The sequence below is a fragment of the Caballeronia sp. genome, assembly GCF_049581465.1.
In the GTDB taxonomy this organism is placed as follows: Bacteria; Pseudomonadota; Gammaproteobacteria; order Burkholderiales; family Burkholderiaceae; genus Caballeronia.
This window is the reverse complement of the sequence record NZ_JBAUSA010000324.1, coordinates 1-13,224: the sequence shown is the minus strand read 5'-3', so window position 1 is coordinate 13,224 and position 13,224 is coordinate 1. Positions and strand designations below refer to the sequence as shown.

Annotated in this window: 15 protein-coding genes; 12 read left to right on the top strand and 3 right to left on the bottom strand. The window is 61.4% G+C overall.

Annotation, left to right across the window (positions count from 1 at the left end):
- From WCA53_RS08075 to WCA53_RS08050, 6 genes are all read left to right on the top strand, one after another.
- Positions 1-246: RibD family protein (locus WCA53_RS08075; RefSeq protein ID WP_423907771.1), on the top strand; the 246-nt coding region annotated here is incomplete at its 5' end.
- 30 nt (positions 247-276) lie between these two features.
- Entirely contained in the window at positions 277-912 is a 636-nt protein-coding gene (locus WCA53_RS08070) for a riboflavin synthase (protein WP_423907768.1), read from the top strand.
- 126 nt (positions 913-1,038) lie between these two features.
- The gene (ribBA, locus tag WCA53_RS08065; RefSeq protein WP_423907765.1) at positions 1,039-2,217 is read left to right on the top strand and encodes a bifunctional 3,4-dihydroxy-2-butanone-4-phosphate synthase/GTP cyclohydrolase II; all 1,179 of its coding nucleotides are present in this window, start codon (positions 1,039-1,041) and stop codon (positions 2,215-2,217) included.
- Between the two features lie 42 nt (positions 2,218-2,259).
- Positions 2,260-2,763 (top strand): 6,7-dimethyl-8-ribityllumazine synthase, encoded by a 504-nt coding sequence (gene ribH / locus WCA53_RS08060; RefSeq protein WP_423907763.1) that lies wholly within the window; start codon positions 2,260-2,262, stop codon positions 2,761-2,763.
- On the top strand, positions 2,760-3,194 hold the full coding sequence (gene nusB, locus WCA53_RS08055) for a transcription antitermination factor NusB (RefSeq protein WP_423907761.1): 435 nt from the start codon (positions 2,760-2,762) through the stop codon (positions 3,192-3,194). Before ribH ends, nusB begins: the two co-directional genes overlap by 4 nt.
- Positions 3,195-3,261: 67 nt before the next feature.
- On the top strand, positions 3,262-4,461 hold the full coding sequence (locus WCA53_RS08050; RefSeq protein WP_423907759.1) for a pyridoxal phosphate-dependent aminotransferase: 1,200 nt from the start codon (positions 3,262-3,264) through the stop codon (positions 4,459-4,461).
- Between the two features lie 101 nt (positions 4,462-4,562).
- Here WCA53_RS08050 and WCA53_RS08045 read toward each other — a convergent pair whose 3' ends face one another.
- Complete coding sequence (locus tag WCA53_RS08045; protein WP_423907757.1) at positions 4,563-5,702, bottom strand: transglycosylase SLT domain-containing protein; 1,140 nt, start codon at positions 5,700-5,702, stop codon at positions 4,563-4,565.
- A 640-nt stretch (positions 5,703-6,342) separates the two neighbouring features.
- Between WCA53_RS08045 and WCA53_RS08040 the strand changes: the two genes are divergently transcribed.
- From WCA53_RS08040 to WCA53_RS08030, 3 genes are all read left to right on the top strand, one after another.
- On the top strand, positions 6,343-7,950 hold the full coding sequence (locus WCA53_RS08040; RefSeq protein WP_423907754.1) for a UbiD family decarboxylase: 1,608 nt from the start codon (positions 6,343-6,345) through the stop codon (positions 7,948-7,950).
- The gene (locus tag WCA53_RS08035) at positions 7,947-8,975 is read left to right on the top strand and encodes an asparaginase (protein ID WP_423907751.1); all 1,029 of its coding nucleotides are present in this window, start codon (positions 7,947-7,949) and stop codon (positions 8,973-8,975) included. The genes WCA53_RS08040 and WCA53_RS08035 overlap by 4 nt, the downstream gene beginning before the upstream one ends.
- Before the next feature lie 146 nt (positions 8,976-9,121).
- Positions 9,122-9,799, top strand: a complete 678-nt coding sequence (locus WCA53_RS08030) for a LysE family translocator (protein WP_423907749.1) — start codon at positions 9,122-9,124, stop codon at positions 9,797-9,799.
- Positions 9,800-9,929: 130 nt separating this feature from the next.
- Here WCA53_RS08030 and WCA53_RS08025 read toward each other — a convergent pair whose 3' ends face one another.
- Positions 9,930-10,247 carry a hypothetical protein gene (locus WCA53_RS08025; protein ID WP_423907747.1) on the bottom strand — a complete coding sequence of 106 codons (318 nt, stop codon included), beginning with the start codon at positions 10,245-10,247 and terminating at the stop codon, positions 9,930-9,932.
- A gap of 356 nt (positions 10,248-10,603) precedes the next feature.
- Positions 10,604-10,765 carry a hypothetical protein gene (locus WCA53_RS08020; RefSeq protein ID WP_423907745.1) on the bottom strand — a complete coding sequence of 54 codons (162 nt, stop codon included), beginning with the start codon at positions 10,763-10,765 and terminating at the stop codon, positions 10,604-10,606.
- Between the two features lie 207 nt (positions 10,766-10,972).
- Here WCA53_RS08020 and WCA53_RS08015 point away from each other — a divergent pair, with 207 nt between their 5' ends.
- The 3 genes from WCA53_RS08015 (at position 10,973) to WCA53_RS08005 (ending at position 13,100) form a co-directional block, all read left to right on the top strand.
- On the top strand, positions 10,973-11,890 hold the full coding sequence (locus WCA53_RS08015; RefSeq protein WP_423907743.1) for a Rossmann-like and DUF2520 domain-containing protein: 918 nt from the start codon (positions 10,973-10,975) through the stop codon (positions 11,888-11,890).
- Positions 11,891-12,129: 239 nt separating this feature from the next.
- The gene (locus WCA53_RS08010; RefSeq protein WP_423907740.1) at positions 12,130-12,441 is read left to right on the top strand and encodes an EthD family reductase; all 312 of its coding nucleotides are present in this window, start codon (positions 12,130-12,132) and stop codon (positions 12,439-12,441) included.
- An 86-nt stretch (positions 12,442-12,527) separates the two neighbouring features.
- Positions 12,528-13,100: a YggT family protein gene (locus WCA53_RS08005; protein ID WP_423907738.1), complete on the top strand. Its 573-nt coding sequence runs from the start codon at positions 12,528-12,530 to the stop codon at positions 13,098-13,100.
- Positions 13,101-13,224 lie beyond the last annotated feature (124 nt).

Sequence of the window (13,224 nt, the reverse complement as noted above, 5' to 3'; positions counted from 1 at the left end):
CTGCACGTGGAAGCGGGCCACAAGCTGAACGGCTCATTGCTGCGCGAAGGTTGCGTCGACGAATTGCTGATTTATATCGCGCCTAGCCTGCTGGGCAATGCGCCCGGAATGTTCGACTTCGCTCCACCCGATTCGCTCGACGCGCGCACGCACCTGCGTTTTCATCGCATCGACCGGATAGGCGACGACTTGCGCATCCTGGCGCGCTTCGCGGTTGCCAAGAACAACCCGGCGTTATTGACCTAGGTTCACTCACTTTTTACGGAAGCTCGATCGATGTTCACTGGAATTGTCGCGGCGGTCGGCCGCATTGAAGCAGTTACGCCGCTCGGCAGCGCCACCGATGCCGATTCGGGCGTTCGTCTGGAAGTGGCGTCGGGAGGCCTGGAGCTCGGGGACGTCGAACTCGGCGACAGCATCTCCATCCAGGGCGCGTGCATGACCGTGGTTTCAAAGTCAGCAACCTCATTTACCGTCGATGTCTCGCGCGAAAGCCTGAACAAGACAGCAGGCCTGTCCGTTCCAGGCGACGTCAATCTGGAAAAGGCGTTGCGCGCGCATGACCGGCTGGGGGGACATCTGGTGTCGGGACACGTCGACGGCCTGGGGGAAGTGACGCATTTCGCCCCCGTCGGCGAATCGCACGAATTGCGGATCCTTGCTTCTCCCGATATCGGCAAATACCTGGCGTATAAGGGCTCGGTGACGGTGAACGGCGTGAGCCTGACGGTGAACACGGTAAATGACCGGCCGGACGGCTGCGAATTTTCGATCAACCTGATCCCGCACACGGTCGAAGTCACCACGTTGCGGCACTTGAAAGTGGGCACGAAGGTCAATCTGGAGATCGATTTGATCGCCCGATACGTGGAACGAATCCTGAGCGTGCCCAAGACGACACCTTCTGCATGACTGGTCCGGCAGCCGGATTAAACCTGGCCTGATGACCAACGTTCGCGCCCGAATCGGCGAATTGAGCCCGCGGCAATCAGCCGTGGCGTAAAATATGCCCTTTCCCGAACCGGACGGACACTGCACATGACGATCGCCTCTACTCCAGAGATCATCGCGGAGCTGAAAGCAGGCCGTATGGTGATTCTCGTCGACGAAGAAGACCGCGAGAACGAGGGCGATCTCGTGATCGCCGCCGAATTCGTGACGCCGGAAGCGATCAACTTCATGGCGCGTTACGGTCGCGGGTTGATCTGCCTGACCATGACGCAAGAACGCTGTCGCCAGTTGAACCTGCCGTTGATGACTCAACGCAATGGCACGCAATACGGTACGGCGTTTACGGTGAGCATCGAAGCGGCGGAAGGCGTAACAACCGGCATTTCCGCCGCCGACCGCGCTCGCACCATCATGGCAGCGGTTGCGCCCGACGCAAAGCCCGAGCACATCGTCCAGCCGGGTCACGTCTTTCCCATCATGGCCCAACTGGGCGGCGTGCTCGTGCGTGCGGGACACACGGAAGCGGGCTGCGACCTGACGGCGCTGGCAGGCCTCACGCCGGCCGCGGTAATCTGCGAAGTCATCCGCGACGATGGCGAGATGGCCCGCTTGCCCGATCTCATCGAATTCGCTGCGCTGCACGACATGCGGATCGGCACGATTGCCGACCTGATTCACTACCGTTCGCGCACGGAATCGATCGTCGAGCGGGTGGCGGAACGCACCATGCAGACGGTGCACGGCGCCTTTCGCGCAGTGCTGTACCGCGACCAGCCGAGCGGCTCGCCGCACATCGCGCTAGTGAGGGGAACCCCGACACCGGAAACCGAAACGCCGGTGCGCGTGCACGAACCCTTGTCGGTGCTCGACTTGCTCGAAGTGGACACGTCGACTCATTCGTGGACGCTCGACGCCGCCATGAAGGAAATCGCGTCGCGCGACCTGGGTGCGATCGTCATGCTCAATTGCGGCGATACGAAGGAACATCTTGTCGATGTCTTCCAGGCGTTCGAGCGCGAAGACAAGGCGGCGGAACTGAAACGTCGTCCGGTCGACTTCAAGACCTACGGCATCGGCGCGCAGATCCTGCGGGACCTGGGCGTAGGCAAGATGCAGGTGCTGTCGAATCTGCGCAAGCTCGGCGGCATGTCGGGCTATGGCCTCGAAGTGACGGGTTTTATCCCGATGCCCGGTTGCCCTGCCACGTCCGCAACGGCCAACCCCGCGACCGACGCCGCAACCGCCGCGCATTTGCGCTCGGTCTGACCCGCGCCACACACCCTACTGAATACTGAAAACGGATAAACAATGGAAATCGGACAATATCAACCGAATATCGACGGCGACGGACTGCGTATCGGCATCGTTCAATCGCGCTTCAACGAACCGGTCTGCAATGGACTCGTGGATGCCTGTACTGAAGAACTGGAGCGCCTTGGCGTGGTCGGTGAGGACGTGCTGCTCGTGACCGTGCCCGGTGCGCTCGAGATCCCGCTGGCGCTGCAGAAGCTGGCAGAGTCGGGCCAGTTCGACGCGCTGATCGCGCTCGGCGCCGTGATTCGCGGTGAAACGTACCACTTCGAGCTGGTATCGAATGAAAGTGGCGCGGGCATTTCGCGTATCGCCCTTGATTTTGGCACGCCGATCGCGAACGCCGTCCTGACCACGGAAAACGACGAGCAAGCCGTCGCCCGCATGACGGAAAAGGGCCGCGATGCAGCTCGCGTGGCTGTGGAAATGGCCAATCTTTCGGTCGCACTGGAACAACTCGGCGGCGACGACGAGGACGAAGAAGACGAGGATCGCGCATGAAGAGCGCTCGACGCCGCTCGCGTGAACTCGCGACGCAAGGGCTTTACCAATGGCTGCTTTCAACTGCGCCCGGTAGCGAAATCGAAGAGCAGTTGCGCGGCGCGCAAGGCTTCGACAAAGCCGACCAGGAGCATCTGGAAGCGATCCTGTACGGTGTAATCAAGGAAGCCGACACGATTAACGCCGAGTTGCAACCGTGTCTCGACCGACCGCTTGACCAGCTCTCGCCGGTGGAGCGCGCGGTGCTGATGGTCGCCGCATTCGAGTTCAAGCATCACCTCGACATTCCGTATCGCGTGGTAATCAACGAAGCGATCGAGCTGACGAAGACCTTTGGCGGCTCGGATGGCCATAAGTACGTGAACGGCGTGCTGGACAAGCTTGCGGTGCAACTCCGCCCGACCGAAGCGCAAGCGCGCGGTCGCGGCTAATCCGCAGGTAATTCAAGCCGGGCAGCGCGCCTGCCCGGTTCTCCCCTTATTTCCCCTTCCCCGCCGAATGAACACCGCCATTGATGCGCTCGCGCTGCCCCGCTTTGCAGCTCGCGTGGACGCAATCCAGCCGTTTTATGTAATGGAACTCGCCAAGGAAGCTCAAGCGCTTGAACGCGCGGGGCGCGACATCATCCACATGGGGATCGGCGAGCCTGATTTCACGGCGCCGGAACCCGTGATCGCCGCGGCGACCGACGCCTTGCGCCGTGGAGTCACCCAATACACGAACGCGCTCGGACTCGGGCAGTTGCGCGAGGCGATTTCGGGTCATTACCGCGATGTGTTCGACCTCGATATCGATCCGGCGCGCATCGTGGTGACGGCGGGTGCATCGGCGGCACTCTTGCTGGCGTGTACGGCGCTGGTCGATCGCGGGGACGAGGTGTTGATGCCGGATCCGTGCTATCCGTGCAATCGCCATTTCGTGGCGGCCACGGACGGAACACCGGTCCTCATTCCCAGCGGTCCAGCCGAGCGCTTTCAATTGACTGCAGAACAGGTGGAAACGCACTGGACACCGGCTACGCGCGGCGTGTTGCTGGCGTCGCCTTCCAATCCGACCGGTACCTCCATCGCCCCGGACGAACTTGCGAAAATCGTCGACGTAGTGCGTGCGCACGGCGGCTTCACGATCGTAGACGAGATTTATCAAGGCTTGAGTTACGACGCGAAGCCGGTGTCGGCGTTGTCGCTAGGTGACGACGTGGTCACGGTGAACAGCTTTTCGAAGTATTTCAACATGACGGGCTGGCGACTTGGCTGGCTGGTCGTCCCGCCGTCGATGGTCGCGACGATGGAGAAGTTGTCGCAGAACCTGTTCATCTGCGCGTCGGCGCTGGCGCAACACGCCGCGCTAGCCTGTTTCGAGCCCGCAACCTTGGCTATCTACGAAGCGCGCCGACAGGAATTCGGGCGGCGGCGCGACTTCATCGTCCCGGCGTTGCGATCGCTCGGCTTCGAAGTACCCGTCGTGCCGGACGGCGCATTCTACGTCTACGCTGACACGCGGCATGTTGCGCATCCAGACGCAGGCAACAGCAACGCGCTCACCCGGTCCATGCTGTATGACGCCGGTGTCGTGCTAGTGCCGGGTACGGATTTCGGATTTCACGCGCCGCAGGACTATATCCGATTGTCGTACGCAACCGCCTACACGAAGCTGGAAGAAGCTGTGCAGCGGCTCGGAACGCTATTCCGGGTCTGAGAAGGGAACGCAAGCGAACGCAAACGAACGCGCCGCCAACAAAAAGGGCACCCAACCGGGTGCCCTTTTTGTTGCGCTAACTTTTTTCAAACACGCCGGTTTCAAGCACCCAGTTCCGCCGATGCCACGTGCTTCGTTTGGGCATCATTGTCGGCGTCATTGCGATCGGCGCCCTGCGGAGCGGCCGCCTTGGCCGGTGCGGAAATCGCGGAAGCGCCATCGAGCGTCACGTGTACACGCTTGTCGGTCGGTCCGTTTGACGCCACGACCTGCTTCGGCGCGGACTGCACCGGCGGTTGCGGCGTGACGATCGGTACGTTGCGACCGCGGGCGACATCGCGAAAACGTGCGCGCTCGGCCAGCACTTTGGCGCCGTATCCACCGTCGTCCGGCGCCGTCGATCCTACGTAGAAACGCAATCCACCTGCAACCGAGCCACCGCGCGCAATGCAATCCTTCAGCACGAGCGCGCCGACCTTGATGTTCGCGAGCGGTTCGAGTGCTGCATGCGAGCCGCCGAAGTACTCGAATTTATCGGAGTGAACCTTCGCCATGACCTGCATCAGGCCCTGCGCGCCAACACCGCTTTCCGCATACGGATTGAAGCCCGACTCGATTGCCATCACGGACAACAGCAACAGGGGATCGAGGCCAACTTCACGTCCGGTATCGAATGCGGCCCGTACGAGCTCGCCGACCGGATCCTGCGCCACGTGATACCGCCGCGCGATGTAGCTCGCCACCAGGTTCTGCTCGCGAGTCGAGACCAGCACGCGGTCGTCACGGGCATCGGCGACTACGGGTTGCGACGAAATGGCACTGACCAGCGTGCTGACGGTAGGAAGCGTGCGCGGATCGAGCCCGTTCGGAGCAACCGCCAGACTGATGCCCCCGGTCAGCTTGCGCGTGCTGTCGTCATCGGACGGCGCTGCGCCCAGCGAGACGGGTTCGGCATTACGCAGTTCTTCTTCTTGCCGATGCCCTATGGCAAACGGCGGCAACGGATTGCCGGAAAGCAGCCGAGCCGGGCCCGCTTGTACAGCGGCGGAGACGAGCGGCATGATCTTCGCTGCGAAGGTGCCGCGCCAGGTTGGGAGGAGCCAGAGCGCGAGTGCGGTGAGGACCGCCGCGCAACCAACCACGCTAAAAATCGTATTACTCATACGTCTGGCTCGACGCAGCAAGGCGCGCAAATACAGCGCCCAGCGAGCATCGGTACGCCATGACAACCAAGCATTCATTGGATGCTCCCAAATTGCATTGATTTCCGCTGATGAAAGCCGCAAAAGGCGGCTATCAAGAGCAAAAATCGACACCGCCTGCTCTGTAGTAGCCACGAGCGATATCGGGAAAAAGGCACAGACCGCGGTACAAACCGTAGTGCAGACCGTTGGGGAGACCGGACCGGAATAGATCGTTTCCGGTTGCGCGCAGCACGAAAAAAGTGCCGGGGCGCGCAACGGTGCTCCACGCGAAAAACCGGCGAAGAAGAGCGCCGGCAATAAAGCCAAAGCCTTGATTCACCTGAAGATTTCGAGGTGAAAGCGTCGCACGACGCTTGTTTCAAGTGGCCAGAGGCAGTAGTTAAGAGTTTCAATTCCTGCTGTCAATGCCGATGGATTCTAGCAGGGTTAAATGATCCGTCAATGCTGCAAACATTAAAAGCTATGACTTTTGGTTATTATGAACACTGTTCATAGCATGTAAAGCCGCCTACAGAGCGGTCTTCCAGCGGAAAAATTGAAATTGTGACGATGTGTGCTCTGACGCACCGACTTGGACGCAGGTAAAATCGACGCTCCGCGCGCGTAGCAGGGCCACATCGCCCCGCGCAACGGGCCTCGCCGCTGATTCGCGCAACCCTTCCCTCCCGCCTCGCCGATGAAATATAAAGACCTGCGCGACTTTACCTCCCGACTCGAAGCGCTCGGCGAAATGCGCCGTATCAGCCAGCCCGTGTCTCCCGTCCTTGAAATGACCGAACTATCCGATCGCGTGTTGCGTTCGGCCGGCCCCGCTTTACTGTTCGAGACGCCAACGGGGCATTCCATGCCGGTGCTTGCCAATCTTTTTGGCACGCCCCGGCGCGTCGCGCTGGGCATGGGTATCGAAACGGACGCTCGAGCGCTTAGTGACCCGGGCCTTCTCGGCGACACGGCCGCGCTCGAATCGCTGCGGGATGTTGGACGGCTACTGTCCGCGCTGAAGGAACCCGAGCCGCCCAAGGGCTTGAAGGACGCCGGCAAGCTGTTCTCACTGGCTAAGGCCGTGTGGGACATGGCGCCCAAGACGGTCAGTTCGCCGCCCTGCCAGGAAATTGTCTGGGAAGGGCCAGACGTGGATCTCGCGCGGCTGCCCATCCAGACGTGCTGGCCCGGCGACGCGGGCCCGCTCATCACCTGGGGATTGACCGTTACGCGCGGGCCGAACAAGGCGCGCCAAAACCTGGGTATCTATCGGCAGCAACTGATCGGGCGTAACAAGCTGATCATGCGATGGCTCGCTCATCGGGGCGGCGCGCTCGATTTTCGCGAATTCGCGCTAGCCAATCCCGGCAAGCCGTATCCAGTGGCCGTTGTACTCGGCGCCGATCCCGCGACCATTCTAGGCGCGGTAACGCCGGTGCCGGATTCGTTGTCCGAATACCAGTTTGCCGGTTTGCTGCGCGGCGCGAAGACTGAGCTGGCGAAATGCCTCACGCCGGGCGTCGATACATTGCAGGTTCCGGCGCGTGCCGAGATCGTGCTGGAAGGGTTCATCTATCCGCAGGACGGTCCCGTTCCCTCGGCGCCCGACGGCGCTCCGCCACGGCCGTCCAAAGGTGCGTCGGCGAAATATGAGCATGCGCTCGAAGGCCCGTACGGCGACCACACCGGGTACTACAACGAACAAGAGTGGTTTCCGGTCTTCACGGTCGAAAAGATCACCATGCGTCGCGACGCGCTCTATCACTCGACTTACACCGGCAAGCCGCCCGACGAGCCCGCCGTTCTCGGCGTCGCGTTGAATGAAGTGTTCGTGCCGTTGTTGCAGAAGCAGTTCAGCGAGATCACGGACTTCTATCTGCCGCCAGAAGGCTGCAGCTACCGGATGGCGATCGTGCAGATCAAGAAGAGCTATCCGGGGCATGCAAAGCGCGTGATGTTCGGCGTGTGGAGCTTCTTGCGACAGTTCATGTACACCAAGTTCATTGTCGTCGTGGATGACGACGTGAATATCCGCGACTGGAAGGAGGTGATCTGGGCGATCACCACCCGTATCGATCCATCACGCGATACGGTTCTCGTCGACAACACGCCGATCGACTATCTCGACTTCGCGTCGCCGAAGGCGGGGTTAGGCTCGAAGATGGGACTCGACGCCACCAACAAATGGGCCGGCGAGACCGATCGCGAATGGGGCCGCCCGATCGTGATGGACGACGCGGTGAAGCGCCGCGTCGATGCGCTGTGGGATGAGATTGGCTTTTCCGGAGGCGCGCGAAAATGACGATTGCTGCGACGGTTTATCGTGGGGAGTCGGTTGAGAACACGCACGCCGCGCATGTCGCGGTGGTCGATGCCAGCGGCACACTTTTATATTCGTTCGGGGACCCGACGCGCATGACGCTCGCGCGTTCCGCTGCGAAGCCCGCGCAGGCGCTGGCGGTGGTTGAAACCGGCGCGCTGGATCGTTTCGATTTCGACGATGCCGATCTCGCCTTGATGTGCGCCTCGCATAACAGTGAGCCGAGGCATGTGGAGCGCGCGCTGGCGATGCTTGCCAAGTCGCGTGCAACCGAAGCCGACCTTCGATGCGGCGCTCACGCGCCATTGTCGGACGCGGTCTGGAAGGACTGGATCAGGCGCGACTTCACGCCGACTAGCGGGTGCAGCAATTGTTCCGGCAAACACGCGGGAATGCTGGCGGCCGCGCGGGCGCTGGACGCGGTTATCGCGGACTATCACTTGCCCGACCATCCGGTGCAGGTTCGCGTGAAACGGACCGTCGCCGAGCTGTGCGACTTGCCAGAAGACGGCGTGCAATGGGCAATCGATGGTTGCAACCTGCCCACGCCCGCGTTTCCTCTCGACCGGCTGGCGCGGCTATACGCGAAAATCGCGGACGCCGGTGCGCAGGCCGAACCGACGGGTCGCCAGGCCGCGCTTGCCCGGATTTATCGCGCGATGACGATGTATCCGGAACTCGTCGCGGGCGAAGGCCGGTTTTGTACCGCGTTAATGCGCGCTTTCGATGGCGACCTGGTCGGCAAAGTGGGCGCCGATGCGAGTTATGCGATCGGCGTGCGCCAGGGGGCTGCTCACCCGACGGGGACGATCGGCATTGCGGTGAAGGTCGAGGATGGCAACACCACCGTGCTCTACGCAATCGTGACGGACGTGCTGAGGCAACTCGGGATCGGCACCGAAGCGCAGCGCAATCGACTCGATACGTATCGCAGGCCCGTACTGCGCAACACCATGGGGATCGAAACGGGACGGCTTGTTGTCGATGCGCCGCTCGAGGGGCTTTAGGCAAGGACGATCAGGACGGTTCTGCTGGTAGTGCTGAGTGTCGGTATAGGTAGAGTCCTTCTGCTTGCCGCAAGCAGAACCGCTCCGCTCTCTCCCACACTCGCCGCTAGCAGAACCATCCCCGCCCTCGCTAAAGGAAAAGCCAGATGCATCCCTGGCCATCATTGCTGTCCGATGGATTTTTTTTGTCGCTGTCGCTGTGTCTCGACATCGGCATCGCGAACGTCGCCATCATCTCGCTCACGCTGTCGCATGGTTTCAAGCCCGGCCTGATGCTTGGCCTGGGTACTTGCATCGGGGACCTCATCTACGCCGCCCTCGCGCTCGCGGGCATGGCGGCGCTGCTTCAATTCGAGTCCGTGCGCTGGATCGTGTGGATCGGAGGCTCAATCGTGTTGTTGATGCTGACATGGAAGATGGCGCGCGAAGCGCTGTATCCCGCTACGGCGCCACCCGTCGAAGGCGAGCCCGATCTCGCCACGCCAAAGCCCGCACATCTGAGCAGTCTCTTGCGCGGAACCTTCCTGGCCGTTTCATCGCCGAGCGCAATCCTCTGGTTTGCGGCCGTAGGCGGGGCGCTCATCGCCAAAGCCGGTGCGACAAGTCCGGCGAGCGCGTTCGTTTTCCTCAGCGGATTCTTTTGCGGCGGCCTTGGCTGGACGCTGTTTATCTGCGCGCTCGCAAGCCACGGGAGAAAACGCGCAGGTACCGGTTTGCTGCGAACATGCCACGTTTTTTCGGCGATCCTGTTCGCTTACTTCGCGTACAGCGTAATTGTGGATGGGTACCGCGACTTGATCGTGGGCACTGCTTCTCGTATCTAACAGTGAGATCGGCGAACCCGCCGAGTCGTGCTCTCGCCTCGTCGGTGAAACGCCAGCGCAAAAAAACGGCGCAGCGTCAGCATGTGCTGGCGTTACGCCGATTATCAAACAAGCGCTGGTCTAGAGCGGCTTAAGGATGCCAGCGGCCGCCATAGCCATAGCCGTATCCGCCACGGTAGTAGCCACCCCGGTAACCATAATAGCCGCCCCCATAGGGCCGACCGTAATAGCCGCCCACCACGACGGCCGGCGGGGCATACACCACCGGCGGTGCATATACCACGGGCCCCTGAGGGGCGTAATACACCGGCGGAGGCGCGGCATAAACGGGATAAGCGGGCGCAACCGGCACGCCAATTCCGATCCCGACAGTGACGTGCGCCTGCGCGGCGCTCGAGAGTCCTGCGCCAAGGGCTGCAGCGACTAAAAACGGTACGATTTTTTTCACTTTTCTTCTCCTGGCCGCAGACCCGTACACGTGACGGGTCGCTGCGTCGACATGATTTCAATGTAGCTAAAAACCCTGACGCGCGAGGTCAGCATTTGTTGCAAATTGCAATGCGCGTACGACTTCACTTGGGAGCAGGCGAGAGAATTTCAAGTCGGTCGAGCTTGCCGGGCCGCATTGCCAGCCTAGCGCATCCCGGTTTTCGGCCCAACGCGCCCGGCCCAAATGTCACCAAAGAAATGATTCATTACAATTTCCTGTCGTACGACTCGTCGCGCCCAAAAGAAAGCCCCGTCGGCGCATTCGCTCGACAGGGCTTTTTCCCAAATCTACACGCGCTTTCAGCGCGCCCGCGTTCAGCCCACTTTTACATAGGCGAATTCGCGCGAGACGCTGGGCGGCACATACGCCCCGCTGATACTCACGCGCGGTGTCAGCCGCTTGCGCTGGTCCCACCATTGACGCCGGTGCACGCGACTAAGGAACCGCAAATGTTTTCGATAGGCAAAAATACTCATGTCGACCCCCGAACGTTGCAAAACAAGCACTGGCGCGAACGCCAATCCAAATGTCGAGGCCCGAGAGAATGTCGCTCGAACCTTGCAAGATCGCCGTCGATCGTGACATGAGCCTCACTTGGCGGTCGTCACCATCGCGCGATACTTGGCGTTTGCATCGCCCGACGCAAAAATGCGTCGCGCCACAACTTTACTGGAGCATAAATCATGCCTAATTCAACGACGCCGCGCCTGGGCTTCGTCGGTGCCGGTCGCGTCGCGCGTTGCCTGGCGGCCATCTGGTCGAAAGCGGGCTATCCAGTCACCGCCATCGCTAGCCGTTCGGCTGTATCGGCACATGAAACTGCGAACGCTCTGCCCGGCTGTATCGTCGTGTCCGACGCAAACGAAGCCGCAAAACACGTCGACATCCTCTTTCTAACGGTTCCTGACGACGCCATCGGTGCGGCGGCGAACGCTCTGCGGCTCGATCCGGCCAAGGGCGGCGCGCATGCGGTCGTGCATTGCAGTGGGGCCACGCCCGTCGATACCCTGGCGCCCGCGACCGCGCCGGGCGTCGATATCGGTGGATTTCACCCATTGTTCCTGTTTGGCGGGCTCCCGAGCGACCAGGCCCGCATTGCCGGATGCTCGGTCACGATCGAAGCAAGCGGGCCACTGCACGACACGCTGGCGGCGTTGGCCGTGGCGCTCGGCTGTTATCCACTGTTAATACCGCCCGGTGGCCGCCTCCTCTACCACGCAGCTGCACACTACGCGGCCAGCTTCGCGCTGTGCGCACTCTCGGAGACCACGACACTCTGGAAACAACTGGGTTTCGACGAAGCCGACGCGTTGCGCGCGATCCTGCCGATGCTGGCCGGAACCATCGAAACGGCGCGTGAAAAGGGCTTGTCGGGCGCGCTCGCCGGGCCTGTGTCGCGTGGGGACGCGGGGATTGTGGCCAAGCAACTGGCGCTGATGCAACGGCTCGGCGGCGATCACGCCACGCTCTATGCACTGATGACACGGCGCGCTATTGCGCTGGCTAGACGTCGGACCTTGCCGCCCGATCCCGATTCGCTCGATGCTATGGAAGAGGCCATTGACCTGACGTTGAAGTCGGTCGCCCGCACCAACGCTTAAGCCATCATCGCAGCGACGCTCAGAGCCGCCGACTTGCCACGATGCGACGTCAACCACGCTTCGAGCGTACGGCCAGCGACCCAAGCGGCGATTAAGCCATGATATCGTGATGCCCGGCGCACCCGAGTGGCAAAGCCGCCGAGGGTTTGGCGCCGGTATCCTCAAGGGCAACGAGGCTGTGGGCCAAGTATCATGCGGCGTCGCTCGACGCCACGACATCCAAGCTACGAGAACGAACAATGATCAAGGTCAGCTTTTTATATGCGTATCGTGAGAATGGCCGGTTCGACATCGACTACTACTGCAACACGCACATGCCGATGGTAGCCGAGAAATTGGGCGACGCCCTCAAGGGCTGGTCGGTCGACGTCGGCTTGGCGGCGGGACCGGCGCCCGCGTTCGTGGCGATTGGCCACACGCTGTTCGATTCCGTCGATGCCTTCAAGGCCGCGATCCAGCCGCATGGCAAGCTGTTCGCAGCCGATCTTCCGAACTATTCTGACGGAGATCCTCCCATCGTGCTGATCAGCGATCGGCGCGCCGGCACCTGAGCACACGCTTCCCCAGATTGTTAGCAACACCCGTGTCAAACCGCGCGGCCACAAGAGCCGCGCCATCCCTAATAAAAGGAATTGAGATGTTTGGCGAGATCGCCCGTTTTCTGCTTAACACCGTCTTTACGCTGTTCGGCGCCGCACTTCTTTTGCGCGCCTGGATGCAAGTCGTCCGCCTGCCGCCCTACAACCCGGTTTCCAATGCGATCATGCAAGCGACCAACTGGCTCATCCTGCCACTACGCAAGATTTTGCCGACGACGCGCACTATCGACTGGGCGAGCATTGTTGCGGCGATTCTCTGCGCGATTGTGTTCGTGATCTTGATGGTGCTGGTCTCAGGCGTCGATCCGGCCGGCCTGGTTGCGTTGCTGCCGACCTTGCTGGTGGTCGCGATCATCACCGTCATCAAGTGGGCGCTCAACCTGATTATCTGGGTGACGATCCTGATGGCGTTGCTCTCGTGGCTGAACCCGCAGTCGCCGGCCATGCCGATCCTTTACCAGATCACCGCGCCATTTCTCGAGCCGCTGCGCCGGGTGTTGCCGCGCTTGGGCGGGATCGATCTTTCGCCGATCCTCCTGTTCGTGATCGTCCAGGTGCTGTTGATTATTGTCACGCGGCTGGCCGTCAGCATGACCATGCTCGGCATCTGATTCCGACCGGTTGTGCTACCGCGACCGGATGAATAGTTGCGGTGGGGGTGGCTTCCCGCGTAAAATCTCGTTCTCTGCGGGCGTCGTATAATGGCCATTACCGTAGCTTCCCAAGCTACAGACG

Coding starts and splice junctions, on each gene's coding strand:
- WCA53_RS08040 (WP_423907754.1), top strand. CDS start 6,343: ATGAAATATAAAGACCTGCGCGACTTTACCTCCCGACTCGAAGCGCTC.
- WCA53_RS08030 (WP_423907749.1), top strand. CDS start 9,122: ATGCATCCCTGGCCATCATTGCTGTCCGATGGATTTTTTTTGTCGCTG.
- ribH (WP_423907763.1), top strand. CDS start 2,260: ATGGAAATCGGACAATATCAACCGAATATCGACGGCGACGGACTGCGT.
- WCA53_RS08045 (WP_423907757.1), bottom strand. CDS start 5,702: ATGAATGCTTGGTTGTCATGGCGTACCGATGCTCGCTGGGCGCTGTAT.
- WCA53_RS08035 (WP_423907751.1), top strand. CDS start 7,947: ATGACGATTGCTGCGACGGTTTATCGTGGGGAGTCGGTTGAGAACACG.
- WCA53_RS08005 (WP_423907738.1), top strand. CDS start 12,528: ATGTTTGGCGAGATCGCCCGTTTTCTGCTTAACACCGTCTTTACGCTG.
- nusB (WP_423907761.1), top strand. CDS start 2,760: ATGAAGAGCGCTCGACGCCGCTCGCGTGAACTCGCGACGCAAGGGCTT.
- WCA53_RS08050 (WP_423907759.1), top strand. CDS start 3,262: ATGAACACCGCCATTGATGCGCTCGCGCTGCCCCGCTTTGCAGCTCGC.
- ribBA (WP_423907765.1), top strand. CDS start 1,039: ATGACGATCGCCTCTACTCCAGAGATCATCGCGGAGCTGAAAGCAGGC.
- WCA53_RS08020 (WP_423907745.1), bottom strand. CDS start 10,765: ATGAGTATTTTTGCCTATCGAAAACATTTGCGGTTCCTTAGTCGCGTG.
- WCA53_RS08070 (WP_423907768.1), top strand. CDS start 277: ATGTTCACTGGAATTGTCGCGGCGGTCGGCCGCATTGAAGCAGTTACG.
- WCA53_RS08015 (WP_423907743.1), top strand. CDS start 10,973: ATGCCTAATTCAACGACGCCGCGCCTGGGCTTCGTCGGTGCCGGTCGC.
- WCA53_RS08010 (WP_423907740.1), top strand. CDS start 12,130: ATGATCAAGGTCAGCTTTTTATATGCGTATCGTGAGAATGGCCGGTTC.